Annotated in this window: 21 protein-coding genes; 15 read left to right on the top strand and 6 right to left on the bottom strand. The window is 67.1% G+C overall.

What is annotated here, in order from left to right; all coding sequences use genetic code 11:
• Positions 1–287: 287 nt before the first annotated feature.
• Both AC07OC_RS22990 and AC07OC_RS22985 read left to right on the top strand, forming a co-directional pair.
• Positions 288–875: a chalcone isomerase family protein gene (locus AC07OC_RS22990; RefSeq protein ID WP_218341223.1), complete on the top strand. Its 588-nt coding sequence runs from the start codon at positions 288–290 to the stop codon at positions 873–875.
• Positions 876–1,174: 299 nt separating this feature from the next.
• On the top strand, positions 1,175–2,827 hold the full coding sequence (locus AC07OC_RS22985) for a methyl-accepting chemotaxis protein (protein WP_218341222.1): 1,653 nt from the start codon (positions 1,175–1,177) through the stop codon (positions 2,825–2,827).
• Here AC07OC_RS22985 and gph read toward each other — a convergent pair whose 3' ends face one another.
• The 3 genes from gph to AC07OC_RS22970 form a co-directional block, all read right to left on the bottom strand.
• A complete protein-coding gene (gene gph, locus AC07OC_RS22980; RefSeq protein WP_218296788.1) occupies positions 2,828–3,535 on the bottom strand; it encodes a phosphoglycolate phosphatase in 708 nt (235 codons plus the stop codon).
• Between the two features lie 241 nt (positions 3,536–3,776).
• Positions 3,777–5,243: a hypothetical protein gene (locus AC07OC_RS22975; protein WP_218296991.1), complete on the bottom strand. Its 1,467-nt coding sequence runs from the start codon at positions 5,241–5,243 to the stop codon at positions 3,777–3,779.
• Positions 5,244–5,296: 53 nt separating this feature from the next.
• A complete protein-coding gene (locus tag AC07OC_RS22970; RefSeq protein ID WP_218296787.1) occupies positions 5,297–6,649 on the bottom strand; it encodes an SPFH domain-containing protein in 1,353 nt (450 codons plus the stop codon).
• A 229-nt stretch (positions 6,650–6,878) separates the two neighbouring features.
• Between AC07OC_RS22970 and AC07OC_RS22965 the strand changes: the two genes are divergently transcribed.
• Both AC07OC_RS22965 and AC07OC_RS22960 read left to right on the top strand, forming a co-directional pair.
• Entirely contained in the window at positions 6,879–7,580 is a 702-nt protein-coding gene (locus AC07OC_RS22965) for a response regulator transcription factor (protein ID WP_218296786.1), read from the top strand.
• 168 nt (positions 7,581–7,748) lie between these two features.
• On the top strand, positions 7,749–9,890 hold the full coding sequence (locus AC07OC_RS22960; protein WP_494602330.1) for a sensor histidine kinase: 2,142 nt from the start codon (positions 7,749–7,751) through the stop codon (positions 9,888–9,890).
• 128 nt (positions 9,891–10,018) lie between these two features.
• Here AC07OC_RS22960 and AC07OC_RS22955 read toward each other — a convergent pair whose 3' ends face one another.
• Positions 10,019–11,086: a DUF5666 domain-containing protein gene (locus tag AC07OC_RS22955; RefSeq protein ID WP_218296784.1), complete on the bottom strand. Its 1,068-nt coding sequence runs from the start codon at positions 11,084–11,086 to the stop codon at positions 10,019–10,021.
• 314 nt (positions 11,087–11,400) lie between these two features.
• A complete protein-coding gene (locus AC07OC_RS22950) occupies positions 11,401–12,273 on the bottom strand; it encodes a DUF6502 family protein (protein ID WP_255591589.1) in 873 nt (290 codons plus the stop codon).
• A 216-nt stretch (positions 12,274–12,489) separates the two neighbouring features.
• Here AC07OC_RS22950 and AC07OC_RS22945 point away from each other — a divergent pair, with 216 nt between their 5' ends.
• The 7 genes from AC07OC_RS22945 to AC07OC_RS22915 all read left to right on the top strand — a co-directional run bounded on the left by AC07OC_RS22945 (position 12,490) and on the right by AC07OC_RS22915 (position 19,294).
• The gene (locus tag AC07OC_RS22945) at positions 12,490–12,897 is read left to right on the top strand and encodes a type IV pilin protein (protein ID WP_218341221.1); all 408 of its coding nucleotides are present in this window, start codon (positions 12,490–12,492) and stop codon (positions 12,895–12,897) included.
• A 13-nt stretch (positions 12,898–12,910) separates the two neighbouring features.
• The gene (locus AC07OC_RS22940; protein WP_218341220.1) at positions 12,911–13,399 is read left to right on the top strand and encodes a GspH/FimT family pseudopilin; all 489 of its coding nucleotides are present in this window, start codon (positions 12,911–12,913) and stop codon (positions 13,397–13,399) included.
• Positions 13,396–13,938: a type IV pilus modification protein PilV gene (gene pilV / locus AC07OC_RS22935; protein ID WP_494602426.1), complete on the top strand. Its 543-nt coding sequence runs from the start codon at positions 13,396–13,398 to the stop codon at positions 13,936–13,938. The genes AC07OC_RS22940 and pilV overlap by 4 nt, the downstream gene beginning before the upstream one ends.
• Before the next feature lie 7 nt (positions 13,939–13,945).
• Positions 13,946–15,052: a PilW family protein gene (locus AC07OC_RS22930; protein ID WP_494602326.1), complete on the top strand. Its 1,107-nt coding sequence runs from the start codon at positions 13,946–13,948 to the stop codon at positions 15,050–15,052.
• The gene (locus AC07OC_RS22925) at positions 15,049–15,627 is read left to right on the top strand and encodes a pilus assembly PilX family protein (protein ID WP_218341217.1); all 579 of its coding nucleotides are present in this window, start codon (positions 15,049–15,051) and stop codon (positions 15,625–15,627) included. Before AC07OC_RS22930 ends, AC07OC_RS22925 begins: the two co-directional genes overlap by 4 nt.
• Positions 15,628–15,643: 16 nt before the next feature.
• The gene (locus AC07OC_RS22920; RefSeq protein WP_369643594.1) at positions 15,644–18,649 is read left to right on the top strand and encodes a pilus assembly protein; all 3,006 of its coding nucleotides are present in this window, start codon (positions 15,644–15,646) and stop codon (positions 18,647–18,649) included.
• Positions 18,650–18,910: 261 nt separating this feature from the next.
• On the top strand, positions 18,911–19,294 hold the full coding sequence (locus AC07OC_RS22915) for a hypothetical protein (protein WP_218341215.1): 384 nt from the start codon (positions 18,911–18,913) through the stop codon (positions 19,292–19,294).
• A gap of 74 nt (positions 19,295–19,368) precedes the next feature.
• Here AC07OC_RS22915 and rpe read toward each other — a convergent pair whose 3' ends face one another.
• Positions 19,369–20,049 (bottom strand): ribulose-phosphate 3-epimerase, encoded by a 681-nt coding sequence (gene rpe / locus AC07OC_RS22910; RefSeq protein ID WP_218341214.1) that lies wholly within the window; start codon positions 20,047–20,049, stop codon positions 19,369–19,371.
• A 147-nt stretch (positions 20,050–20,196) separates the two neighbouring features.
• Here rpe and apaG point away from each other — a divergent pair, with 147 nt between their 5' ends.
• The 4 genes from apaG to AC07OC_RS22890 all read left to right on the top strand — a co-directional run bounded on the left by apaG (position 20,197) and on the right by AC07OC_RS22890 (position 25,142).
• Positions 20,197–20,604, top strand: a complete 408-nt coding sequence (gene apaG, locus AC07OC_RS22905) for a Co2+/Mg2+ efflux facilitator ApaG/CorD (protein WP_218296781.1) — start codon at positions 20,197–20,199, stop codon at positions 20,602–20,604.
• Positions 20,601–22,598 (top strand): transporter-like protein TlpB, encoded by a 1,998-nt coding sequence (gene tlpB, locus AC07OC_RS22900; protein WP_218341213.1) that lies wholly within the window; start codon positions 20,601–20,603, stop codon positions 22,596–22,598. The genes apaG and tlpB overlap by 4 nt, the downstream gene beginning before the upstream one ends.
• A gap of 166 nt (positions 22,599–22,764) precedes the next feature.
• Positions 22,765–24,021 carry a cation:proton antiporter gene (locus tag AC07OC_RS22895; RefSeq protein ID WP_218296779.1) on the top strand — a complete coding sequence of 419 codons (1,257 nt, stop codon included), beginning with the start codon at positions 22,765–22,767 and terminating at the stop codon, positions 24,019–24,021.
• Positions 24,018–25,142, top strand: coding sequence for a YbdK family carboxylate-amine ligase (locus AC07OC_RS22890; protein WP_218341212.1), 1,125 nt, complete (start codon positions 24,018–24,020; stop codon positions 25,140–25,142). Before AC07OC_RS22895 ends, AC07OC_RS22890 begins: the two co-directional genes overlap by 4 nt.
• The last annotated feature ends 11 nt before the right edge of the window (positions 25,143–25,153 follow it).

Genomic DNA, 25,153 nt, shown 5'->3' with positions numbered 1-25,153 from the left:
TCAATCGGCCCCGGTAGGGCCACGGGTGCACGCTGGGGCAATTGCCCAGGTGCCATCAGGCGTTCAAGGAGACAGGCTGACGCCAGGGCCAGGCTCCCCGGTCGCTGCAACCTGTGATGAACACGTGGTGAATGAACATGGCCCAAAGTGTAGCAAAGGTTCCCGGCCGCCCCGCTTTTGACACAGCGCAACGCCGCGCCGCGCAACCACTCGAAAACCCTGTTGCGGCAAAAAGCAGGTGCAGCAACAATTTGAAACGAACGACCGTTCTTTTTTAGGAGTTGCGCATGAAGTTCCTCCAGCGATGCGCCGCAGCGGCAGCGTTGTGCCTGCTGACGGCCGGTGCCATTGCCCAGACCATCACCGTGGCCGACGTCAAGTACGAAGAAACCACCAGCCTGAGCGGCAGCAGCCTGCAGCTCAATGGGGCGGGCGTGCGCTACAAGGCGGTCTTCAAGGTCTACACGGCCGGCCTGTATCTCGAAAAGAAAGCCCACACGCCGCAGGACATTGCCGCGCTCAAGGGCCCCAAGCGCATGAGCATCACCATGCTGCGCGAGATCGACTCCACCGAGCTGGGCAAGCTCTTCTCGCGCGGCATGGAGGACAACATGGACCGCGCGGCGTTCTCCAAGCTGATTCCCGGCGTGCTGCGCATGAGCCAGATCTTCTCGGACCACAAGAAGCTGCAGGCAGGCGACCAGTTCATGATCGACTGGATACCCGGCACCGGCACGGTGATCACGGTCAAGGGCAAGCCGCAGGGCGAGCCTTTCAAGGAGCCGGAATTCTTCAACGCGCTGCTGGGCATCTGGCTGGGCAACACACCGGCCGACTGGAAGCTCAAGGATGCCTTGCTCGGCAAGCCCGCATAGCCGCCCGCGCCGGTTGCGCGTCCCGGGACACCGCCGCTACGGGCAAACCCCCATGAAACCATGCCTGCGGCTGTCACCCGCCCGACAGCGGCGGGCCACACCGGGGCGTAACCTTTGATCCAGGGAATTCAGGGCCTTCGACGCAACCTGCACCGCATGCCCCTGCGGCGCCACCCGCGCCATGTGATGCCACGCACAGCCCGGCCCGGGCGCCCTGCGCCACCCGCATGCGCCACGGCCCTTGCCACCCCAGAGCCCCAGCCCCGCCCCCAGACACCTTTTTTGCGCCCGCCATCACCATGAAATTCAGCAACCTTTCCGTCGGCCTGCGCCTGGGCGCTTCCTTTGGGGCCATCCTGCTCATCACCGCCCTCATCGCAGCCACCGGCATATGGCGCATCGCCAGCCTGCAGAACGCCAGCGAGCGTGTCGCCACGCAGGAGATCGAGCAACAGATGCTGGTGGAAGACTGGGCCTCCGACATCCGCCTGAACTGGGTCCGCACGGAGGCATTCCTCAAGGCCATCGACCGCGACTACATGGACAAGCTCGCCGCGGACACCCAGGCCACGGCCAAGGGCATGGATGCCAAGGTCCAGCGCATCGAGGCGCTGGTGCAGGGCGAGCCTGGCCGCGCACTGCTGGCCGCCATTGCCACGGCGCGCGCGGCCTACAACGACAAGCAGGCCGAGATCCGCGAACTGCACCGGGGCGGCGAGCCGAACGTGCCCGCCCTCGTGGACAAGGACCTTCGCCCGCTGGCCGACAAATACCTGAAGTCACTGGACGACCTGCGCACGGCCATGGCCACGCAACTGGCTGAAAGCCAGGCCGACACCGGTACCCTTGCCAAGGCCAGCCAGGCACTTCTGGGCGTGGGCACCCTGGTGGCGGTGGCGCTGGGGGCCCTGCTGGCCTGGACGGTCACGCGCTCGATCGTCCGGCCCGTGCAGCGGGGCAAGCAGGCGGCGGAGAGCATTGCCAGCGGCGACCTCACGCACGCCATCGAAGCCCATGGCGGCGACGAGACAGGCCAGCTGCTCCAGGCGCTGTCCACCATGCAATCGCGCCTGGCCACCATCGTGGGCAATGTGCGCCACAGCGCCGAAGGCGTGGCCACCGCCAGTGCCGAAATCGCCTCGGGCAACAACGACCTGTCGGCCCGCACCGAGCAGCAGGCCTCGGCGCTGCAGCAGACGGCCGCCTCGATGGAAGAGCTGGGCTCCACGGTGCGCCAGAACGCGGACAACGCGCGCCAGGCCAACCAGCTGGCGATGAGCGCCTCCACCGTCGCCCAGCAGGGCGGCGACGTGGTGGCCGAGGTGGTGGACACCATGAAGGGCATCAACGACAGCAGCCGCAAGATCGCCGACATCATCAGCGTGATCGACGGCATCGCGTTCCAGACCAACATCCTGGCGCTGAATGCTGCGGTGGAAGCCGCCCGCGCGGGCGAGCAGGGCCGGGGCTTCGCGGTGGTGGCCGGCGAGGTGCGCAGCCTGGCCGGGCGCTCGGCGCAGGCCGCCAAGGAAATCAAGGCCCTGATCGGCACCAGCGTGGAGCGCGTGGAACAGGGCACCGCGCTGGTGGACAAGGCGGGCGCCACGATGACCGAGGTGGTCGGGGCCATCCGCCGCGTGACGGACATCATGGGCGAAATCAGCGCGGCCAGCAGCGAGCAGAGCCAGGGCGTATCCCAGGTGGGTGATGCGATCACGCAGATGGACCAGGCCACGCAGCAGAACGCGGCGCTGGTGGAGCAAAGCGCCGCAGCGGCCGACAGCCTCAAGACCCAGGCAGGCCAGCTGGTCGATGCCGTGGCCGTGTTCCGGCTGGGCAGCGACGCTGGCGCGCCAGCGCATGCGGCACTCGTCACCACGGCACCACCGGCCCGTACAGCCGGCAGCGCACGGGTGCTGCCAACGGCTGCGCAGCGCCGTATCGCGGCCTGATCAGCCCGCGAACGCGCTCAGCGCATCCGCGAAACCATCGGCATCCACCGCCCGCGCGGGCTGGCCGTGGTTGTAGCCGTAGGTCACCAGCACCACGGGGCAGCCGGCGGCGCGCGCGGCCTGCGCATCGTTGCTGGAATCGCCGACCATCAGCGTGCGCGCGGGCGCGGTGCCCAGGGCCTCGCAGGTCTTGACGAGGGGCAGCGGATCGGGCTTCTTGCGCGCGAAGCTGTCGCCACCGAACACCTGCGAAAAGTAGCCGTCGAGCCCCTTGGCCTTCAGCAAGGGCACGGCGAAATCCAGGGGCTTGTTGGTCAGGCAGGCCAGGCGCAGGCCCGCGGCCTGCAGCGCCTGCAGGCCGGCCACCACGCCGGGGTACACCTGCGCATACTGGCCGTTGATGGCCAGGTAGTGCTTCTGGTAGCTGGCCCAGGCCGCGGGGTACAGCGATTCGACCTGCGCTGCATCGGCCGGCTGGCCCTCGGATGCCAGCACATGGGCCAGCACCGAACGCAGCAGGTGCTCCGAGCCTTTGCCCACCATGCGCTCGATGGAGGGTGCCTCGATGGGTGGCAGCGCCAGTTCGCGCAGCATGCGGTTGAGCGCCTCGGCAAAGTCCCCGAGCGTGTCCACCATGGTGCCGTCCAGGTCCACGATGGCGGCGTCCACGCGGGACAACAGGGCGGACAGGGGCGAGGATGTGGACATGCGAAAAAACCTTGCAGTGCAGACGAGGAAAGGCCGGGCACCTTGCCCGGCCTGCCTGGATTTTAAAGGGCCCATCTTCGTCTCACATCGCGACCGCCATGCATGGCCATTGCCCCGTGAAACTGGCGCGGCCAAAACCAGTGCTCCCGCGCAAGGGCCGCCCCGCCGCGCTGGGAGCGTCCCCGCTCAGATTGCGAAGCAATCTGAGAGAGGGGGAAGGCGCGAAGCGACTCAGGGGCGCTCATCTCAAGCTCAGTGTCTGGCGCTTCCAGGCCGGGTCCTGCCAGCGCTGGAACAGGGGCAGCGCGGCCACGTCACCCGTCACGCGCTCGGTGGCCAGGCCTTCCAGGCGCACGATCTCGAAGCTCTTGCGGTAGCGGCCCTGGCCCCGGGCCTCGCGCGCCACCAGCATCTGCTGGCCGCCGGGCACCCAGCCAGCCCACTCGGCCACGCCGGTTTCGGGCGCCGTGGCGGCGGGGGGCAGCACGTCGACCAGCCAGCCCTCGGCGGTCTTGCGCATCACCCACAGCTCGCGCCAGCCTTCCAGCGGCTGCACGGCCAGGGCCACGGCCGTGCCCTCGCGGTTCACGCTGGCCGAGGCAGCCCAGACCACGCCGTAGGTGCAGCGGCGCAGCAGCGGGGTCTTCACGCCCCTGTGGGCATCGACCAGCAGCACGCAGGTCTCGCCGGGCGCACCGGGCTCGGTCACGATGCCCGGGCGGCTGCCCTGGGCCACCGGCAGGCTGGCGGGCACCAGGGCCCAGCGCACGGCGCCCACGCGCATGGCGGCATCGTTGTAGGCCGGCTGGTCCTCGTCGGGCAGGTCGTTCCTGCTCACACCGGAGAACTCGGCCAGGGCGCGGGCCGCAGCAGCGGCCACGGCCGGGCCGATGGCATCCTTGCGCGCCTGCTGGAAAGCCAGGGCACTCCACACACTGGCGCGGCGCATCTGGATGCGGTTGCGCACATAGGAGGGCAGGCCGGCCACGTCCACGCGTTCGAGCACCTCGGACTGCCACGCCTGCACACGGGCCCGTTCGTGCGGCGGCAGGTCGGGGTTCACGCACTCGGGGCGGGTGAGGGCCAGGGCGGCGCGGGCGCGCTGCTCGGCATCGGCCACGGGCATGGCCAGCACGCGGCGAAAGGCCTCGCCGTCGTAGCAGACCTGCATGCGGCCTTCGACCTCGTAGGTCGTGAAGCGCACGCCGTAGCCGTTGGCCACGTCCAGGTGGGCCGACAGCGTGGCGCCCGAGGCCTTGCCCGGCACGGCGGCCGAGGCGCGGCGCGCCAGCCGGTCGGCCAGCGTGCCCAGTGCGTCGAAGGCCTGGGCGCCCTGCTCACCGGCCAGCGCACTGGCGGGCGCGGCCTGCAGGTAGGCGGCCGTGATGCCGATGCCCAGCGCCTCGGCGCCCGGGCTGTCGCGCACGAAGCGCAGCACCGACAGCAGGGCCGGGCCCTGGGCCTCATCGAGCGCCACGCGGCGCACGTCGCTGGCGCGGATGAAGCCGCCGCGTTCGCGCTTGTGGTCCCAGACCTGCAGGTAGTCGAGGCGCTCGCCGCGCACTTCAAGCACCTCGCCCTGCCACAGGGCGGACTGCTGCTGGGCCGAGTCGCGCGGGGCGGCGCGCAGGCTGGCCTGGTCCTGCACGACGATGGCGCTGCCGAATGTGCTGGTGGGCGCGGGGGGCACGGCGGCGGTGGCGACCATGGCGGCGGCAGAGGCGATGGCCGCGACGAGCGTGAGGGTGGTGCGGTCCATGTTCATTGCTCCGTGGCGGGGGTCGTGGCGGTGTCGTCGGCACCGGCGGCAGCCTGCGCGGCCACGGCCTGGGCATTGCGGTTGCCGCCCAGCAGCGCCGCACCGATGAAATCGCCATTGGTCGGCGGGGGCGCGATGATGACCTGGATCTTGTCCGACAGCTTGTCGGCCAGCGTCTTCTGGATCAGCAACGGGTGGCGCGTGACCAGGGCGCCTTCGCGCGCCATCTGCTCGGCGTTGACCTTGCCGATGCGGTCCATGCGGTAGGCCTCGGCCTCGGCCAGCTTCTGGCGCGCATCGGCCTCGCCATTGGCTTCGATGCGGCGCGCCTGGGCGCTGCCCTCCGCGGCCTTGATGCGCGAGACCTTCTCGGCCTCGGCCTCCAGCTGGCGCTGCTCGATCTGGCGCTGCTTGAAGGGCAGCACGTGCTTCATGGCCTCTTCCTGGGCGCGGGCGGCGATCACCTGCTCGCGGGCGGCGGCTTCGGCAGCCACCTCGCGGCGCACCTTGTCGGCGCTGGCGTCGAGCTCGGTCTCCTTCACGCGCTTGTCCTTGAGCTCCAGCGTGTAGCGCATCTTCTCGGACGCCAGCTCCTCGGCCAGCAGGCTGTCCATGCCACGGCGGTATTCGGCGGGCAGGTCCACCTTGCCGATCTGCACATGGCGCAGCAGCACGCCTTCGGCGGCCAGGCGGGTGCGCAGTTCGGTTTCAATGGTCTGCGCGATTTCGGCGCGCTTGGACGAGAAAATCTCGCGCACCGTGTAGCGGGCAAACACCCTGTAGACCAAGCCCTGCACGGCAGGCGCCACGATGTCGGCGTCCACGTCATCGGGCAGGCGGCCGGCCCGGACGGCGTCGGAGGCCGGATCGAGCGCGTAGCGCACGCTCAGGTCGAGCCCGAACGACAGGCCTTCCACCGATTGCAGGGGTGCGCTGCCGTTGGCCTGGCGCATCGCTTCAGGGCGATAGCTCTGGTCCCGCAAGGAGAAGATGCGCACACTGTGCAGGCCCGGCACCACCCACATGCTGCCGTCGCGCCACTGGCTCACCGAACCGGTGAACTGGTTCATGCGGACCGCCAGCTCGCCCTGACCCAGTTGCTGCACCGGTGGGTGGCGCACCACCAGGGCACCGGCGGCCACCACCACGGCTGCGGCTGCCATCCAGCGCGCCGTGCTGGCCGTGGGCAGCAGGTAGGCCCAGTGGATGCGCCCTTCGGCCGCGGGTGCTGGCGTGGGGGCGTCGGCTTCCACAGGTGCCGCAGCTTGCGGCCCTTCGGCACGGGCGTCCAGCGGGTGGGCGGCGGCGTTGCGGCCACGCAGGGCTTGCACGATGCGGTTCCAGGCGGTTCTCATGGTGTTTCTCTCTCTTGGGTGGTGAATTTGTTGTCTGCTTCTGAGCGGCCCAACCGGTCTGCTCATTGGGGACTGATTCTTCGGATTCACCCCGGAAGCAACAATGCAGCGCAGCCCCCAAAGCCCTCACGCCCGCCGCGCAAACCCTCCGGGCCCGGAAGAAACCTTCACACCGGGCAAGCCAGGCGCCCCGGATAATCCACGCACCCCCACCCACTCCGCGCCCACCATGACCCGCATCGCCGTGATCGAAGACGACCTGCCCACCAGCAACCAGCTGGCGGGCTGGATTGCCAGTGCGAAAAACGGCATCGTGATCGACCAGTGGTTCACGCGCGACGACGCCGAAGCCGCCCTGGCGCGCGAGCACTACGACGCCGTGGTGCTCGACATCGAACTGGGCCGCGAGCGCCATGCGGGCGTGGCGCTCATCAACGCCATCAACAAGCGCCGCCAGGGCACGCCGGTACTGGTGGTGTCGGCCATGCCCGCCGCCATCTACCGCAGCATCATGAAGGCGCTGGACGCGTGGGACTACCTGCAAAAGACCACGTTCGAGGAGGCCGACTTCATCGAGACCTTCCTCGACATCCTGCGCACCACGCAGGCCCCGGCGAACGCCGCCACGTCCTTGTCCGCGCCGGCGCCGGATGCGCTGGTGCTGGACCCGCTGTGGCAGCGCACCCCCACCTGGCGCGGCGAGCGCATCAACCTGCCGCTGACGGCCCAGCGCATCCTGGCCACGCTGCACCAGCGCAGCGGCGAGGTCGTGTCGTACGACGAGCTGTTCGAGGTGGTCAAGAGCGGGCGCAACCGGGACAACGTGCGCAAGCATGTGAGCACCATCCGCGAAGCCCTGCGCGAGGTGGACCCCGCCTTCGAAGGCATTGAAAACGTGCCCATGCGGGGCTTTCGCTGGGTAGGCAAGTGAGGCATCCCCCTGAGCGGCTTCGCCGCTTCCCCCTTCTCTCGAACGGCTGCGCCATTCAGGAAGGGGGACGCCGCCAGTGCGGCGGGGCGGCCCTTGCACGGCGGCCCTGGCCTGGGCCGCGCCGGGTTCAGACGCCGTGTGCAGTGCTTTCACGCAGGGGGACCTGAAATGAAACGCCTGCTGCGCCCCACGCTCGACATCCCCAAGCTGGAAATGCCCCGCCTGGGCCTGCCCGCCTTCCGGCTGCGGATTCTGGTGCGCGGTGTGTTTGTGCTGCTGGCGCTGGCCACCGTCGCGCTGAGCGTGGTGCTGCTCAAGGAAGAAAAGGAGCGTGGCTGGCAAAGCTACCGGCACGGCTTCGCGCGCAGCCAGTCCGAGGTCATGGCCCGCCTGCGCCACCCCTCGGGGCAACTGGCCCTGCTCAACGCGGGCAGCCGGGGTTCGGCCCCGGCACCGCTCGCACCCTTGCTGCTGCCCTATGCGGCGCTGGACTTCGACGACCAGAACAAGGCCCAGCAGGCCGTGGAAATGGCGGGCTGCGCGGTGCAGTACCCCGACGGCGCGTCGGTCTGCGCGGCCATCGGCAACAACCCGTATGCCGGGGGCTTCATCTATCTGGTGGGCAGCTTCTACGCGGGCGCGCTGGTGCCGCGCGAACGTGGTGCCCTGGACCTGCAGGCGGTGCACCGCGCCCGCGTCACGCTGGACATGCGCGGCGCCACATCCCGCTGGGTCGCGCCCTTTGAAGCACTGCCCCCCCAGGGCACGATCAGCACCCGGGGCCGCCTGACGGGTTTCGTGGACGGTGGCGAGGAATCCCTGGACGCCCGCGCCCGGCCGGTGCGGGATTTTCGCGGCTGGCTCTGGCAGAACGGCCAGTGCCGGGACCTCGCGGGCGCCGCGCCCGATTGCCTGCGCCGCACCTTCTACTCCATCCGCCTTCCCGTGGAGCTGTTCCGCGAAGCGCTGTTTGACAAGCAGCGCCTGGTCTGGCCGCCACAGGATCTGGGCAGCATGCGCGTGCGCGTGGAAATGCTGGCGCCCGGTGCGGCTGCGCCCCTGTTCGACAGCAACGCCCCCGGAGCCCAGGCCGCCGCATCGCTGGCGGACGTGGCGCGCACCCTGCTGCCTGGCGAACAGGTACAGATCCGCAAGCTGGGCACGAGCGACAGCGAAGCGATCACGCTCAAGGGCTCCGAGGTGCAGGCAGATCCGTCGGCGCCCTGGCTGCTGCGCCTCATCAGCTGGCTGCCGCTGGAGTGGCAGGCCGCTGGCGATCATCAGGCGCAGCCGGTACCGGCCGGCCTCGACATTCTGGACACCCCGGCGGGCAACTATGCCGTCACCTTTACCGGCAACCTGCGCGGCGTGGAGCAGGGCCTTGCCGCCGTGGCCACCCGCATGTCGTGGTACCTGGGCGCCATGCTCGCGGCCATCGCGCTGGCCTGGCTGGTGGTGGAGGTGGGCCTCATCCGCCGCGTGACCGCCCTCACCCGCCGCGCGGCAGCGGTTTCGTACAACGTGCAGGACGGGCACATCGGCCCGCGCCTGGGCGACCTGGACGTGTCGGACCTGCGCGGATCGGACGAACTGGGCATTCTGGCTGGCGGCCTGGCCGACCTGCTCCAGCGTGTGAAGGACGATATCCAGCGCGAACAGTTGCGCGCCCAGCAGGAGCGCGACATGTGGCATGCCGTGGGGCACGAGATCATGTCCCCCTTGCAATCGCTCATGGTGCTGCACGGCGGCGCAAGCGACCCGGGCCACCGCTACATCCAGCGCATGCAGCAGGCGGTGCACGTGCTCTATGGCACTGCATCCCCGGCGGAGGCCTTGCAGGCGGCGGTCGTGCCGCAGGGGCGGCTGGACCTGGACGCCTTCCTGCGCCATGTGGCCGGCAACGCGCACTTTGCCGGCATCGACCAGGTGGTCTATGAAGGCGGCGCGGGGCCTGTCATCGTGCGTGCGGACGAGTTTGCGCTGGAGGACGTGGTGACCCACATCCTGCGCAACGCCGACCGCTACCGCCCGGCGGGCACGGCGATCACGCTGACGCTGGTGGCCTCCGAATCCACCGCCAGCGCCACGCTGCACAACCAGGGCGCCACCATCGACGAGGATCTGCTGGGGCGCATTTTCGAGCTGGGCGTCTCCGACCCCAGCCTGCCCATGCCCGAGGGCGAGACCGGGCACCGGGGCCAGGGCCTGTTCGTGGCCAAGACCTACATGGCCAAGATGGGCGGCACCGTCAACGCGCGCAATACGACCGATGGCGTGGCCTTCGTCCTGACCTTTCAGCGCCTGGGCTGACGCCTTCGCCCCACGCGCAACGGGGGGCAGCGGGGTTGCACCGGCCACCGCGCATCAGGTTCCCGCGGCTGCGCCACAGCGCGTTGCGAGATGCCTGCGCAGCACCCGGTCCGGGTGCTCCCAGGGCATCACTCGAATTGAACTTCGGTGGCCTGAAGTACCCCGGAAACCACCTGGCGGCCTCGCACCGTCACGCGAACGCCATTGCGCAAACCCTTCGCCGTCCCGTTGGCGAACACCACGCCCTCACCGGAGGCATTCACGGGCTGTCCGTTCACACGGAAGTCGTGGATGGACCGATACTGCCCAATGGCACCGATCAGCTCAAAGGTGGCAGGCCCGCCCGTCCCCGGCACATGGCGAATGCGCGCCCGCTGGGCCACCAGCACACCGCCGGACATCGTTCCGGCGACTTCGAGCTTGACGCCATTTCCAATGGCCGTGGCGGGCCCGCCCGTGATGAGCGCGGACGCGGCATTCACCCGCGTTCCGTACAGCGAGAACTCGGCATTCAGATGACTGAAGTTCGACACGATGCCCAGCAGGTTGGCCGCGAAGCTCCCCGCCGTGGGCAAGGTGTGGCCTCGCCGGATCTGTTGAGCGTTCAGCACGCCATCAACGGGCGGCGCCATGGCCCGCACGTACACCACCATGCCATTGGCCAATGAAGTGCCGAGCAACGTGCCCTTGAAAGACGCGGCCGCGTAGCTCACCAGATGGCCGCCCAGCCGGAAGGTCCTGGAAGCACCATCAAGCTGTTCAATGGCACCCGCCATGATCAACGGCATGCCCGGGTCCTTGCGTTCGACCCGGCTCGCACGCCACCGGCCATCCCCCACTGGCAGCGCATAGATCTGCAAGGTGGTGCCCACCGCCACCGAGGACAGTCCCGCCAGGCCGTCGTACACCGTGGTTGTATCCACCGCAATCCGGTTCCCCCAGATTTCGAATTCGCCCGCGGCCACGTTCAGTGCCGTGACCGGCCCCCGGAACTCGGGGACCGAAAGCACGCTGGTCGCGACCCCCGTCGCCAGGTCTGGCAGAATGGAGCCGCTGATCAACGCGGTCATCCCCAGGCGCAACGCGTCCGAATCCTCTGTCGTGATCTGCGCAGTGTCGGTGGCAAATCGCACGCCATTGACAATCACGCTGCCAAAACCGTCCGCAACGCCGATGCCCACGGCGGAAGCCGTCACCCCCGTGCCTCCGGAGCCCACGCCGCCCGCGTCCCCTGGGGCGGCAGCAACACCATCTCCCACCCCATCGCCTGTGCCTGTGCCTGTGCCTGTGCCTGTGCCTGTGCCTGTGCCTGTGCCCGTGCCGGCATCAGTGCCCGAACCCGAACCCGAACCCGAACCTGTGCCGGCATCAGTGCCTGGGCCCGAGACTCCACCGCCTCCCACTCCTGCGGGCGCAGTGCCCTCCTGCGACCCACCGCCACAAGCTGCCAAGGCGAGCCACAGAGTCAGCAAGACTGACCGAATCAACACATTCATGGGATATCTCACTGTTATTCTTTCAACGGATCAGATGCTCTCGGCTGGCCGGCCCCTTGGAGAGGCACCACGGGCGCCTCGATGCCGTGGGGCCGATCCCGTTCGTCCTCGTAGTAGGCGTAGATCCCGACACGCATGCGCCCCGCCCCCTGCCCGTCGCTCTGTTCCACGGCGTCCGTCATCTCCCGCACGAGCAGATGGTGGGTCGCCTCCCAGTGCTGGCGTGCGACCTGATGTATGCGCTCGCAGTCCTCCAGTGTCAAGCCGGAGGCATAGACCGCGCGCTCCAGCATGCGGGGCTGCTGGCCCAGCGTGTTGGATACCGCGGCCTGCAGATGGTCTCGCACGTTGTCTCCCAGGAAGGCGAGCATGTCGCGCACGCTGGCGGTGGGCAAAAAGCTGTCCCCCAGCAAGTGGACCTCACCGTCCGACAGAGCGACCAGGTTCAGCCTCAGCAACTCTTCCAGCACGGTGCGGTGGTGGACATTGCCACGGGTAGCGAACCGGGACAGCAGTTCGAAGGAATGGCCCTTCCCAGAATCCGCCAAGGGCAATGTGCGCTGCGATTCGTCTTCCGAGACCACCTGGAGCCAGGCCGTGTAGGCCTTCGCCGCCGCAGAACCCTCGGTGGCAGGCAACACGGAGCGCGTGTCGCGCACCCGGGCTGTCACGTCCTTGCGATTGAGCCCAGTCGTGGTGGCCAACTGGCTGAGATTGGGTTTCGCCCCATCCTTCGCGAGCCATAGATTCCTGGCCTCGTCGACCAAGAGGTCGCGCAGCACCTCTTCGAGCTGCGGATGCTTCAGACCCATCGCCAGGGCCAGACGCACCGCTGGCCGCAGGATGCGTGCCAGGGCGGCTTGGGTCCAGGAAATTCGATCTTGCATGAATGTTCGGAATAACCCGCGATTTTCCGCGAATTTCGCGGCATTTGCCATGCTGCCCAAGGCGCCACGGACTCACCTTCCAACGCGGTTGTCTGCTGTCGCTCCATCGACCACGACACCGCCTCCAGCCCACCTCCGTGCAACATTTTGCAATAGAATAAATGTGATAATTTCACATTTCATCGCAACACCGCAGCTTGGCAGAGGAGAACCGACATGGATCGGAACAAGGGGTTTACCCTGATAGAGCTGATGATCACAGTGGCTGTGATCAGCATCCTGGCTGCCGTCGCCTATCCCTCTTACCAGGAGCACGTGCGCAAATCACGCCGTGCAGAAGCGCAATCGGTACTCATGAACATCGGCACCCGGCAGCAACAAATGCTCCTGGACACGCGCAGTTACGCGGCGACGGCGGCCGCCCTAAACGTCGCGGTTCCTCCTCAGGTCACCGCCAACTACACCATCACTGTCAGTGCACCGGCCAGCACCCCTCCTTCCTTCACCGCCACAGCGACACCCCAGGGCAGCCAATTGAACGACAAGTGCGGCACCCTGGGCGTGGACCACACGGGAACAAAGACCGCCGTGAAAAACGGAAACGCCCAGACGGGCTGCTGGTAGGGGAAGACGCGCCATGCATACCCTCAGACACCGCCCGGCCGCCGGGTTCACGCTCATTGAGCTGATGGTCACCGTAGCCCTGCTGGCGGTGGTGGTGTCCTTGGCGGCCCCTTCCTTTCGCAACTTGCTGGAAATGCAGCGCATGCGTGCCGCGGCCTTCGACCTCATGGCGGACCTGACACTGGCCCGCAACGAAGCCCTCAAGCGCGGCCAGCTTGCCACCCCGGTCACGCTTCGCCCCACTTCAGGCGATGCCTCCCACTGGGAGTCCGGCTGGAGCGTGATGGTGGGCACAGAGGTCGTGAGCCGCAAAAACCCCGTCGGCAACGGCGTGACTTTCACCGGACCAGCGCTTGTCACATTCGATCGCAACGGTCGCGTCTCCAGTTCCACCACCGTGGCCCGTTTCGCCCTGATGAACAGCGATGCCAATCGCAGCCGCTGCATTTCACTCGATCCCTCGGGTCGCCCCAAGAGCGCCACCACCGCTTGCCCGCCATGAAGTCCTCTTCCTCTCCCCAGCAAGGTGTCGCGTTGATCGAGGCGCTGATTGCCATGCTGATCGTTGCATTTGGCGTACTGGGTTTTGTTGGCCTGCAGGCCCGCACCACCGTGGCCAATCTCGAGGGATATCAGCGATCACAGGCACTCATCCTGGTCAATGACATGGCCGAGCGCATGAAATTGAACCGTGGTGATGCGGTGGCCTATGTAGGCAGCAGCATCGGCACGGCGGCGCCAGGCGATTGCACCAATGCGGCCCTCACGACCGCGCAGCGGGATATGTGTGAATGGGCCACGACCATCCAAGGGGCAGGGGAGGTGCAGGGCGGCACCAAGGTGGGCGCCATGCTGAACGCACGCGGCTGCATCACCAATCCGGCAACCAACCAGTACTTGATCTCCGTGGCATGGCAAGGCCTGCAGCCCAGCGGGTCTCCCGCAAACGCCTGTGGCCAGAACGCGTACAGCAGCGAGGACGCCCGCCGCGTCGTTTCCGTCGTGATGCAGGTGGCCCAGCTCACGGATCCCGCACCCTGAACCGCCCATGAAACCTACATTCGCAGCCTCGCACACGCCGTCTGCACGCCAGCGCCAGCGCCAGCGCCAGCGCGGATTTTCGCTCGTGGAGCTGATGGTGGGCCTTGCCATCGGCTTGGTGCTGGTCGCGGGGCTGGCTCTGCTGTTCGCCAACAGCAGCCAGTCGGGGAACGAACTCGAAAAAAGCATCCGGCAGATTGAAAACGGCCGCTATGCGGAGGAGCTGCTGCACGACGATCTCGCCCTTGCGGGCTTCTACGGCGAGGTGCCGGCGGACTTCCTGGGCTATACCACCCCCGACGTCTGCGCGACTGCGCTGCCCGACCTGGGCTGGGACAAAACCGTTCCATCAGACCCCAAGGTACCGCTGCCCCTCATGGGCCTGACAGCGGCACAGGCTCAAGCCTTGCCGGCGACATGCATCACAAACCACAAGGCTGGAACCATCGCGTTTGCAATCCATCGGCTGGGGGCCGATCTCGTGGCGCCCGCAGCCAAGGTTGCCAATGCGCCCTACGTGCAGACATCCCGATGTGTCACCGATCCTGTGGCCGACCCCTTCCTCGTGTCCGCAACCTCGGGGGATTTCACCCTCAGGAACTTGCAGTGCAATGGCATCAACCCGGTCCGGCAATACGTTTCCCGCATCTACTACATCGCCGACTGCAACGAGTGCGGTAGCGACACGACGCCCACACTCAAGATGGCGGAGCTGCGTGGGACCCAGATGGTGACCGTGCCGCTGGCCGAGGGGATCGAGAATCTCGTCCTCGAGTATGGTTTCGACACCACCGATCCCGCCGATGCGGACCCCGCAACCGATGCCAGCAAAGGCGGCCCTGATGTGTTTCGCCCCGGGCTGAGCGGGGTCGTGGGCGCCCGCGACAACGACTGGGCCAACGTCGTTGCCGTGCGTCTTCATCTGCTCTCCAGGACCACGGAAAAGTCTCCGGGCTACAGCGACAGCGGCAAGACCTATGTCATGGGCCCCTCCAGCATCTCCGGAGACGGCAGCGGCTTCAAGCGCCGCGTGTACACCACCACGGTGCGCCTTACCAACGTGGCAGGTCTGCGCGAGGTTTCTCCCCCCGCCACGCCAGCGTCATCACCATGAACACCCATACCACCCAGCGTGGCGCCACCTTGGTGGTCGCCCTGATCTTCCTGGTGCTGATGAGCCTGTTTGCCATCAGCGCGTTCAACAGTTCGTCCGGAAATTTGCGCATCATCGGCAATACGCAGGCGCGCCAGGAAGGGCTTTCCGCGGCACAGCTGGCGGTGGAGAAAACCATCAGCGCGTCCACCTTCCATACCAACCCCGACGGGGTGGCTGCCTCGCCGGTTCTGGTCGACATGGATGGCAACGGGACAACGGACTACTCCGCGGTGCTTTCGCCAAGACCCCAGTGCACGCGCGCCAAACCCATCCTTGCCGGCGACCTTCCCCCGGCGCCGAAGACGCCAACCACCATCGATGTCTACGCGCCCTGCCGTGCCGCTCCCAAGCAGGGGGGAACGTTCGTGGACCTGGAAACACCGATCGCCGGCGCAGACCCTGAAAGCTGCGCCAACAGCGAGTGGAATGTCAGGGCGCAAGTCAGCGATCCACAGACCCAAACCAAGGTCGCCGTCAACCAGGGCGTCGCCGTCGTGGTCTTCGGCAACGAAGTATCCAGTTTCTGCAAGTAGCCACAGGAGTTTCACCATGCAAGGCTTCACAACCCGTCAACTGCGCCGGTGGACCGTCCTGGCGATGGGGCTGGCAGCCACCCTGCCCTGCCTCGCTCAGTACACCAGCGACATCGATATCTACAGCGGCACATCCACCTCGGATCCCCCCAACGTACTCATCCTGCTGGACAACACGGCCAACTGGAACAATGCGTTTACCAACGAAATTGCCGCCATGGTGAGCACCATCAATGCCTTGCCGGCTGGCAAGTTTCGCGTAGGCCTGATGCTGTTCACGGAAACCGGCAACCCCAACAACAACGTCGATGGCGGCTATCTGCGCGCGGCCATCAGGCCATTGGACGCTGCCTACAAGACCACGTTCACCAACATGCTCGGCAGCCTGGACAAGCTGGGGGACAAATCCAATGGCGGGAAGGCCGGCAAGACGATGGCCGAGGCCTACTACTACTTCACGGGTGCTGCGCCCAACTCTGGGAACAACAAGGTCAAGGCGGACTACGCAGGCAATGCTTCAGGCACGGCATTTTCCAATGCCATCTACGCACAGCCCAACAATGCCCTGCCGTCTTTCGCGGGATCCCCCTATCGCAGCCCGCTCGTTGACGCCTGCGCGCGCAACTACATCATCTACATCAGCAACGGCGCAGCGCAAGACAACAACAGCGACAACACCGATGCATCCACCCGCCTGTCTGCAGCCTACGCAGCAGCCGGCCTTGCCCGTCCAGCCGATATCACGGACCTGTCGCCGAACGGTTCACAAAGCAATTTTGCCGATGAGTGGGCGCGCTTCATGAAGAAGTCGCCCAGCAACATCACAACCTACACCATGGATGTGGACCGTGTCACGACCGGCCAGGGCCCGGGATGGAGCGCCTTGCTTGGAAGCATGGCGGTCAACAGCGGTGGGGAATACTTCGCCGTCAGCTCCGCGGGTACTGATATCGCTGAGAAGCTGGTATCCATATTCAACCAGCTCCAGGCGAGTGACAGCGTGTTTTCGTCCGCCAGCCTGCCCGTCAGCGTGAATGCCCGAGGCACCTACCAGAACCAGGTGTTCATGGGCATGTTCCGACCTGACCCTGACTCTCGTCCCCGCTGGCGCGGCAACCTCAAGCAGTACCAGTTCGGATACGACGTGCCCACGGACACCCTCTTCCTGGCGGGGGCGGATGGAAAGGCGGCGGTCAGCGGTGCGTCCGGCTTCATCTCGCCCACAGCGATTTCCTTCTGGACATCACCCAGCACTTTCTGGGCCAAGGATCCCATGGGCACGCCTCCCAGCGCATCGGACTCACCGGATGGAGAGGTTGTCGAAAAAGGCGGCGTCGCACAACTGATCCGGAGCGCCTATGCCACCAACCAGGCTACACGGAACCTGTATACCTGTATCGGATGTGCCACAGGAACCAACCTTGCAACCAGCACTTCCGCCCGGTTCAGCACTTCCAACTCGTCACTCACTTCCACACTGGACACCAGCACCATCAACTGGGTGCGTGGCACCAACAACGCGGCGGAAGTGGGCCCCACCACCACGCCGGCAACGACGATCCGACCGAGCGTGCACGGCGATATCCTGCATTCACGTCCAGCCGTTGTGAACTATGGAGGGAATACGGGTGTCGTGGTGTTCTATGGCTCGAACGACGGCATGCTGCGAGCCATCAACGGCAACCAGAGCGGCAATGATGCAGGCGCGGAACTCTGGGGATTCATCCCGCAAGAGCATTTCGGCAAGCTCCAACGGCTGCACGACAACACGCCGGATATCCGCTTGTCCACGACGCTCGTGATTGACGAGACCTCCGCCAGCAAGCCCCAGCCCCGCGACTACTTCGTTGATGGGCCGATCAGCGTCTATCAAAAAGTGAACGCGGACGGCTCCAATGCCAAGGTGTACCTGTATGTGGGCATGCGTCGTGGCGGACGCTTCATCTATGCGCTGGACGTCACGGACCCAACACAACCGAAGTTCCTCTGGAGAAAATCCAATACCGACACGGACTCTCGCTTGAGCGTGCTGGGGCAGACGTGGTCCGAACCCAGAGTGGCAAAGATCAAGGGGCATGCCGACCCCGTGCTGGTGATGGGCGGGGGCTACGATGCCGCTGCGGAAGACGCGGCCACACCCGGTAGCACCACGATGGGCAATGCGGTCTACGTGCTCGACGCATTCACGGGATCGGTTCTCAAGAGGTTTGACACCGCGCGCAGCGTCCCCGCGGACGTCACCCTTGTCGACTCAGACTATGACGGCTACACCGACCGCGCCTACGCGGTGGACACCGGTGGCAACATCTACCGCATCGATCTGGAGACCCCCTCCTCCTCGGCCGTCTCGGATTGGGGCATCTACAAGCTGGCGGCGCTGGCAGGAACGGACACCCGAAAGTTCTTCTACGCGCCTGACGTGGTACCGACAAAAACATTTACCGCTGTGCAAGTGGGATCTGGCGACCGGGAAAAGCCTTTGAAGGGCACAACAGCCGGCACCGACCGCTTTTTCACCGTGTTTGATGACCGGACCGCCAAGGGTACGGCGACATCCTTCACCCCGATCTTGCCGGGCTCTCTCGGTTTGTCCGGCAGCACCACCGACAACATGACCAATGGCTGCTACTTTCCCATGACGGCGGGCGAAAAGGTGGTGAATGCGGCGACGACCTTCCGTGGCCAGACTTACTTCGGCACCAACAAGCCGACACCGCCGGGCAATACATGCTCGGCCAACCTGGGAGAGGCACGCACCTACGCTGCGCCGCTCTTTTGCCGAGCTCCGGCAAGCCAGAAGCTCAATGGCGGCGGCCTGCCCCCCAGCCCCGTGGCGGGATTCGTGACCATCACCTACACCCAGACCAACGCAGATGGCACAACGTCGGAAGTGACCAAGCAGAAGGAATTCGTGATCGGGGCACCGAACCCCAAGGAATCAGGGATTGAAGCAGGGAAATCCACGGCCACCTTGGGCATTCCTCGCAAGCGCCGCTTCTGGTACCAAGAGAACGCACGTTGAGCCACGGTGCTCCAGGCCAAAAAGGCTGACATGAAGTCGGCCTTTTTTGGTTTGGCGCCGTGCCCATCCGCCGGGCGCGCCAAGGCATTCGCGCGGACACGTGAACGCTCCGCACGAACGAAGCGGCAGCATGCTCCATGAAAGAAGGAAGGCGCGAGGGCGCACGGAGGGGGGAGGCGGTGTCTGACAGGGTCGCAAGGCGCTCGGGGCTACGCTGAAGCCAGCCCGTTTGTGATTACCGAGATTGCCAGGAGCCCTTACATGACCCGCACCGCATTTTTTGCCCCCGTCCTCACTGCGACCCTGTTCGCAGCCTGCGCAGGCGCCCTCGCCCAGACGCCGCCCCCGGATGCCCGTGCGCGCTACGAGCAGGAGCGCGAGAAGTGCATGACCAACAACACCCAGGACAGCCTCGCGACCTGCCTGCGCGAGGCGAACAACGCGCTGGACGCGTCCCGCAAGGGGCAGCTGAGCAACCCGGGCGCCGCCGCCACGGACAACGCCACGCAGCGCTGCGCGGCGTTCCCGACGGCGGCGGAGCAGACGGAATGCGTGCGCCGCATCCAGAACAGCCCGGCCAGCGGCTCGGTGCCCGGTGGCGGGGTGCTGCGTGAATCCACCACGACCACCGTCGTGCCGCAATAGGCAGTGGCAGCCCCGTATTGGTAATCGTGCCGCAGCAGGCCGCAGCGGCGCGGCCTGGCCAGCCGCCGTGGACGTCAGGCCAGCTGCACGCGCATGGCGTCGATAACGCCCTGGTAGTCTGGCTTGCCGAAGATGGCGCTGCCCGCCACGAACGTATCGGCGCCCGCATCCGCCACACGGCGGATGTTGTCCGTCTTGATGCCGCCGTCCACCTCGAGGCGGATGTCCTTGCCCGTGGCATCGATGCGGCGGCGCACCTCCTCGATCTTGCGCAGCGCCGAGTCGATGAAGCTCTGGCCACCAAACCCTGGGTTCACGCTCATGATGAGGATCAGATCGATGTCGTCGATCACCCAGTCGAGCACATCCAGCGGCGCGGCCGGGTTGAACACCAGCCCGGGCTTCACGCCCTTGGCGCGGATGGCCTGGATGCTGCGGTGCACATGGGCCGAAGCGTCCGGATGGAAGCTGATGTAGTCGGCCCCGGCGTCGGCGAACGCGGCGGCCAACGCATCCACGGGCTCGATCATCAGGTGCACGTCCACCGGAACGGGCACGCCGGCGGCGGTCCGGGCATGCGGCTTGAGTGCCTGGCAGACCATGGGGCCGAAGGTCAGGTTGGGTACGTAATGGTTGTCCATCACGTCGAAGTGAATCCAGTCCGCGCCAGCGGCGATGACATTGCGCACCTCTTCACCCAGGCGGGCGAAGTCGGCGGAGAGGATGGAGGGGGCGATGCGGAAAGAACGGCTCATGGGGGCAATTGTCGCAGTTCAGCGGTTCCACAGGGCAAGCCTCGCCTATTGCGCTGCGTGCACGCGACGTGCCTCCGCCCGGGCGCCGCCGCGCACTCAGGCCCCGGGCACGCGGGGTTTTTGCACCATTGGCTTACCATTCGCCCCATGCCAAAGTACCAGTTCGCCGTGGAGGTGCGCCCCGAATACCTGCCCGAGCAGTCCGCCCCGGACACCGGCGTGTTCAGCTTCGCCTACACGATCACCATCACCAATGCGGGGGAAGCGCCAGCACAGCTGATTTCGCGCCACTGGATCATCAGCGATTCCCGCGGCCACACCGAGGAGGTCAAGGGCCTGGGCGTGGTGGGCCACCAGCCGCTGCTCAAGCCCGGTGAATCGTTTCAGTACACTAGCGGATGCCGGCTGCGCACCGCCAGCGGCACCATGCACGGGACGTTCCACTGCGTGGCGGAGGACGGGGAGCCTTTCAACACGCCCGTGCCGCTCTTCGTGCTGGAAGCGATCAACCACGGCCCGTCGGGTGAGCCGCTGAGCGGTCGGGTGCTGCATTGAAGCGTGGCAAGACCACCCCGGACCTGGCCAGCCTGCTGTCGGCGCTGGATCCGGCAGCCGACCTCGCGCACCGCCACCTGTGGCTCATCCACCTGCTGGACTGGGTGCGGGGCGAGCGCGACTCCGTGGCCTCCGCCGTGGGCCGCGTGCAGCTCTTCCTGGATGCGGTGCAGGCACGGCCCGACATCCAGCTGCGGCTTCAAGCGTGGTGGGCCACGCTGGTCGACCAGGTGGACATCACCACCCTGCTGGCGGATTTCGGCTTCGCGCCCCGCACCGCGCTGGTCAGCGAGCTGGCCGAACGCCTGCGCACCAAGCTGCTGCCGGGCAGCCCTGAAACCATCGACGCGTCCGAGCTGTTCATGCTGGCCCTGCCCGGGGAGTTCGACGCGCAATGGCTGTCGGCCCTGGAAGAGACACAGCTCACCCGCCTTGTGGCGCTGCTGGCGCCCCCCAGCACCGAAGGCAACCCAGGCCCCTCGCGCTGGCAACGGGCCCTGCTGGATGCCATCACCTACTGCGCCGGACAGATTCTCTCCACGGGCTTCGCACCCGAGCTGCGCCTGCGCATGAGCGAATCCGCCCGCGAAGCCCAGCCCTTTCATGCCCTGATCCGCGACGTGGAAAGCCTGCGCGTGGAGGTGCTGCATGCGCTGCGCACTCCAGACCGGCTCAACGAGGCCGCGCAGCGCCTGCGCGAGCGGCTGGAGGCCTGCCGCGCCGCGGCCGCCACGGTCTACACCCATTTCGAGGACAACGGCATCTCCGTGGGCCTGGTCTTCCGCCTGCGGCAACTGCGCGAGCGCATCCTGCGCGTGCGCGAGCTGCTGGACTGCCTGCTGTCGCCCAAGCCGTCCGTCACCGCCGCCCGGCTCATGGCGCGCCTGGTGATGGTGGGCCAGGAACGGCGCAGCCTGCGCGCCCTGCTGGCGTCCAACTCCTCGCTGCTGGCGGCCAAGGTGGTCGAGCGCAGCGCGGAAACCGGCGAACACTACATCACGCGCACCGCGGCCGAGTACCGGGCCATGGTCCGCAAGGCGGCAGGGGGCGGCGCGGTCATGGCCTTCACCACGCTGGCCAAGTTCGGCCTCTATGCACTGGCGCTGTCGGCCTTCTGGGGCGGCTTCTGGGCGGGCGTGAACTACGCCGTCACGTTCGTGCTGATCCAGCTGCTGCACCTGACCGTGGCGACCAAGCAGCCCGCGATGACGGCGCCCGCCATGGCCGCAAAGCTCAAGGAGCTGGGCGCCAGCGACGCCATCGAGTCGTTCGTGGACGAGATCACGCACCTGGTGCGCTCCCAGGTGGCCGCCGTGCTGGGCAATGTGTTCGTGGTGTTCCCGGCGGTGCTCGGGCTGGCCATGCTGATCGCGCTGGCCACCGGCAGCCCGGCCATCAGCGAGCGCGAGGCAGCGCACGTGTTCGAGTCCCTGCACCTGCTGGGCCCGTCGCTGCTCTTCGCGGCATTCACCGGGGTGCTGCTGTTCGCCTCCAGCATCATCGCGGGCTGGACCGAGAACTGGTTCGTGCTCAACCGCCTGGACTCGGCCATGCACTACAACCCGCGCATCACCCGCATGCTGGGCACGGAGCGGGCCGCCCGCTGGGCGCGTTTCCTGCGCGAGAACCTCTCGGGCTTCGCGGCCAACATCTCGCTGGGCTTCATGCTGGGGCTCGTCCCGGCCTTTGCAGGGTTTTTCGGACTGGCCCTGGATGTGCGCCATGTCACACTGTCCACGGGCCAGGTGGGCGCGGCCAGCGCCGCGCTGGGCCTGGGAGTGCTGCACCTGCCCGCCTTCTGGTGGGCCGTGGCGTCGCTTCCCTTGCTGGGCGCGCTGAATGTCACCGTCAGTTTCTACCTGGCCTTCAGCCTCGCGCTGCGCGCGCAGAACGTGAGCGGCGTGGACCGGTCGCGCATCTACGCGGCGATCCGCGCGCGCATGCGTTCGGCGCCCCTGAGTTTTTTCATGCCCGAACGCCGCACCGCGCCCTGAGGCGCAGCGGCGGGTGGAACCAAGCGCCGCCCCTGTCCTACAGAGACGTTTTGTTTCCGCCTGTAAATTCAGGCCACGCCAGGCGCACCCCTTCCCCCGCGGAGGCGGTGTGCGCCCGCTCCTTCACACCGACGGGCCAGCCCGTCTGACGCAGAGGTCCCGAAACATGAATGAAATCCTGAGCTTCTGGGCGCAATGGCTGCGCCCCTCGGCCGGGTTGCCCACGGTGCAATGGTCGCTGCTGCTCGCGGTGGCGGCCATGGTGGGCTATCTCACGCAGCGCCACACCGGCCTGCCCAAGGTGCTGGGCTACTCGCTGGTGGGCACCGCCGCCGGGCTCGCAGGCTTCAGCGGCGCCGTGTGGCCGCTGCAGGGTATCGGCCTGTTCCTGCTGGAGCTGGGGATCGCCCTGGTGCTCTTTGAATGCGGTGGCCGCATCCCGCTGCGCTGGTTCCGCCACAACCCCATGGTGCTGGTGCAGAGCATTGCTGAATCCGTGCTGACCTACTTTGCCGTGTACTGGGTGCTGGTGTGGCTGAACCTGCCCCCGCAGGTGGCCGGCCCGCTGGCGCTGGTGGCCCTGGCGGCATCGCCCGCCGTGCTCACGCGCGTGGTGGCGGACACCCGCGCGGCCGGCCCGGTGACGGAGCGCGCCATCGTTCTCACCACCCTGTCCACCCTGTATGCGCTGACGCTGGGCAGCGCGAAGGCCGAGCTGATCAACCGCCAGAGCCTCACCGTGGTGGAAACCGTGTACCCGGTGATCGTGGTGCTGGGCGTTTCCATCGTGGTGGCGGCCGTGCTGGCGCTGGTCTTGCGCATGGCGCTGCGCTTCATGAGCCCCACGAGCGAGAACACCTCGATGCTGTTCCTCGCACTGGTGGCGGCGGGCACCGCCGTGGCGGCGCACATGGGCGGTTCGGCGCCGCTGGCGGCGCTGCTGGGTGGCATGCTGCTCAAGCAGCTCAACCCGCGCCCCTGGGCGTGGCCGCGCCAGCTGGGCAATGCGTCCTCGCTGCTGACCATGCTGATGTTCGTGCTGGTGTCCACCGTGGCCGCCCAGGCGGACTGGAGCGCGCCGGTGGCGGGCGTCGTGCTGGCACTGATCGCCGTGCGCCTGCTGGCCAAGGCCACGGGTGTCGCCCTGGGCAACGTGGGCAGCGGCGCCAGCTGGAAGCAGGCCCTGTGGGTGGGCTGCGCCATGACGCCGATGTCGTCCATCGCGCTGCTGATTGCCTCGCAGTTCGTGCTCGCCTCGCCCTCCACGGGCCACGTGATCGCCGGCGTGGCGCTGCCCGCCATCCTGCTCATGGAAGTGCTGGGCGCCGTGATCGCCACCGTGGCCATCTACCGCGCGGGCGAGAGCTCTAAACCCTGGGCGCCACTGACGACCCGTGGCCACAACGGAGACACCCCATCGTGAGTCTTGAAGCCTTCAACCATTCCGAACCGCTGACGCTGGGCGTCGAGCTGGAGCTGCAGCTCGTCAACACCAACGACTACGACCTGGCCCCCTATGCCGAGGACATGCTGCGCCTCATGAAGAAAACCCCGCTGCCCGGCAGCGTGGTGCCCGAGATGACGAACAGCATGATCGAGATCTCCACGGGCATCTGCCATTCCAGCAGCGAGGTGCTGGGCCAGCTCACGCCCATCCGCGACGCGCTGGTCAAGAGCGCCGACAAGCTCAACATCGCCGTGGTGGGCGGCGGCACGCACCCGTTCCAGCAATGGCACGAGCGGCGCATCTACGACAAGCCGCGCTTTCGCGAGCTGTCGGAGCTGTACGGCTACCTGTCCAAGCAGTTCACCATCTTCGGCCAGCACGTGCACATCGGCTGCCCCGATGCCAACGCCGCGCTGCTCATGCTGCACCGCATGTCGCGCTACATCCCGCACTTCATCGCGCTGTCGGCATCGAGCCCCTACGTGCAGGGACAGGACACGGCGTTCGACTCGGCGCGCCTGAACTCGGTGTTCGCGTTTCCGCTCTCGGGCCGCGCCCCGCTGGCGCTCACGTGGGAGGACTTCACCGCCTACTTCGACAAGATGACGCGCACCGGCGTGGTCAAGAGCATGAAGGACTTCTACTGGGACATCCGCCCCAAGCCCGAGTTCGGCACCATCGAGATCCGCGTGTTCGACACCCCGCTCACCATCGAGCGCGCCGCCGCGCTGGCGGGCTACGTGCAGTCGCTGGGCGCCTGGTTTCTGGCCGAGCAGCCCTTCATGCCCAACGAGGACGACTACCTGGTCTACACCTACAACCGCTTCCAGGCCTGCCGCTTCGGCATGGACGCGGTGTACGTGGACCCGGCCACGGGCGACCACATGCCGCTGCGCGAGCACATCCTCAAGACCATGGACAAGATCGCCGGCCACGCCGCCGTGCAAGGCGCATCGAGCGCCATGCACATGCTGCGCACCGAGGTCGAAGCGGGCCAGAACGATGCGCGCTGGCTGCGCGAGCGCCAGCGCGAGGAGCAACTGCTGGCCGAGGTCAGCCGCCAGGCGGCGCAGCGCTTTCGCGGCGCCACGGCCTGATCCTGCGCGGC

It is taken from the genome of Acidovorax sp. GW821-FHT10E04 (assembly GCF_059415185.1).
The sequence above is the reverse complement of the archived record's forward strand: the minus strand, read 5'-3'. Positions and strand labels throughout refer to the sequence as shown.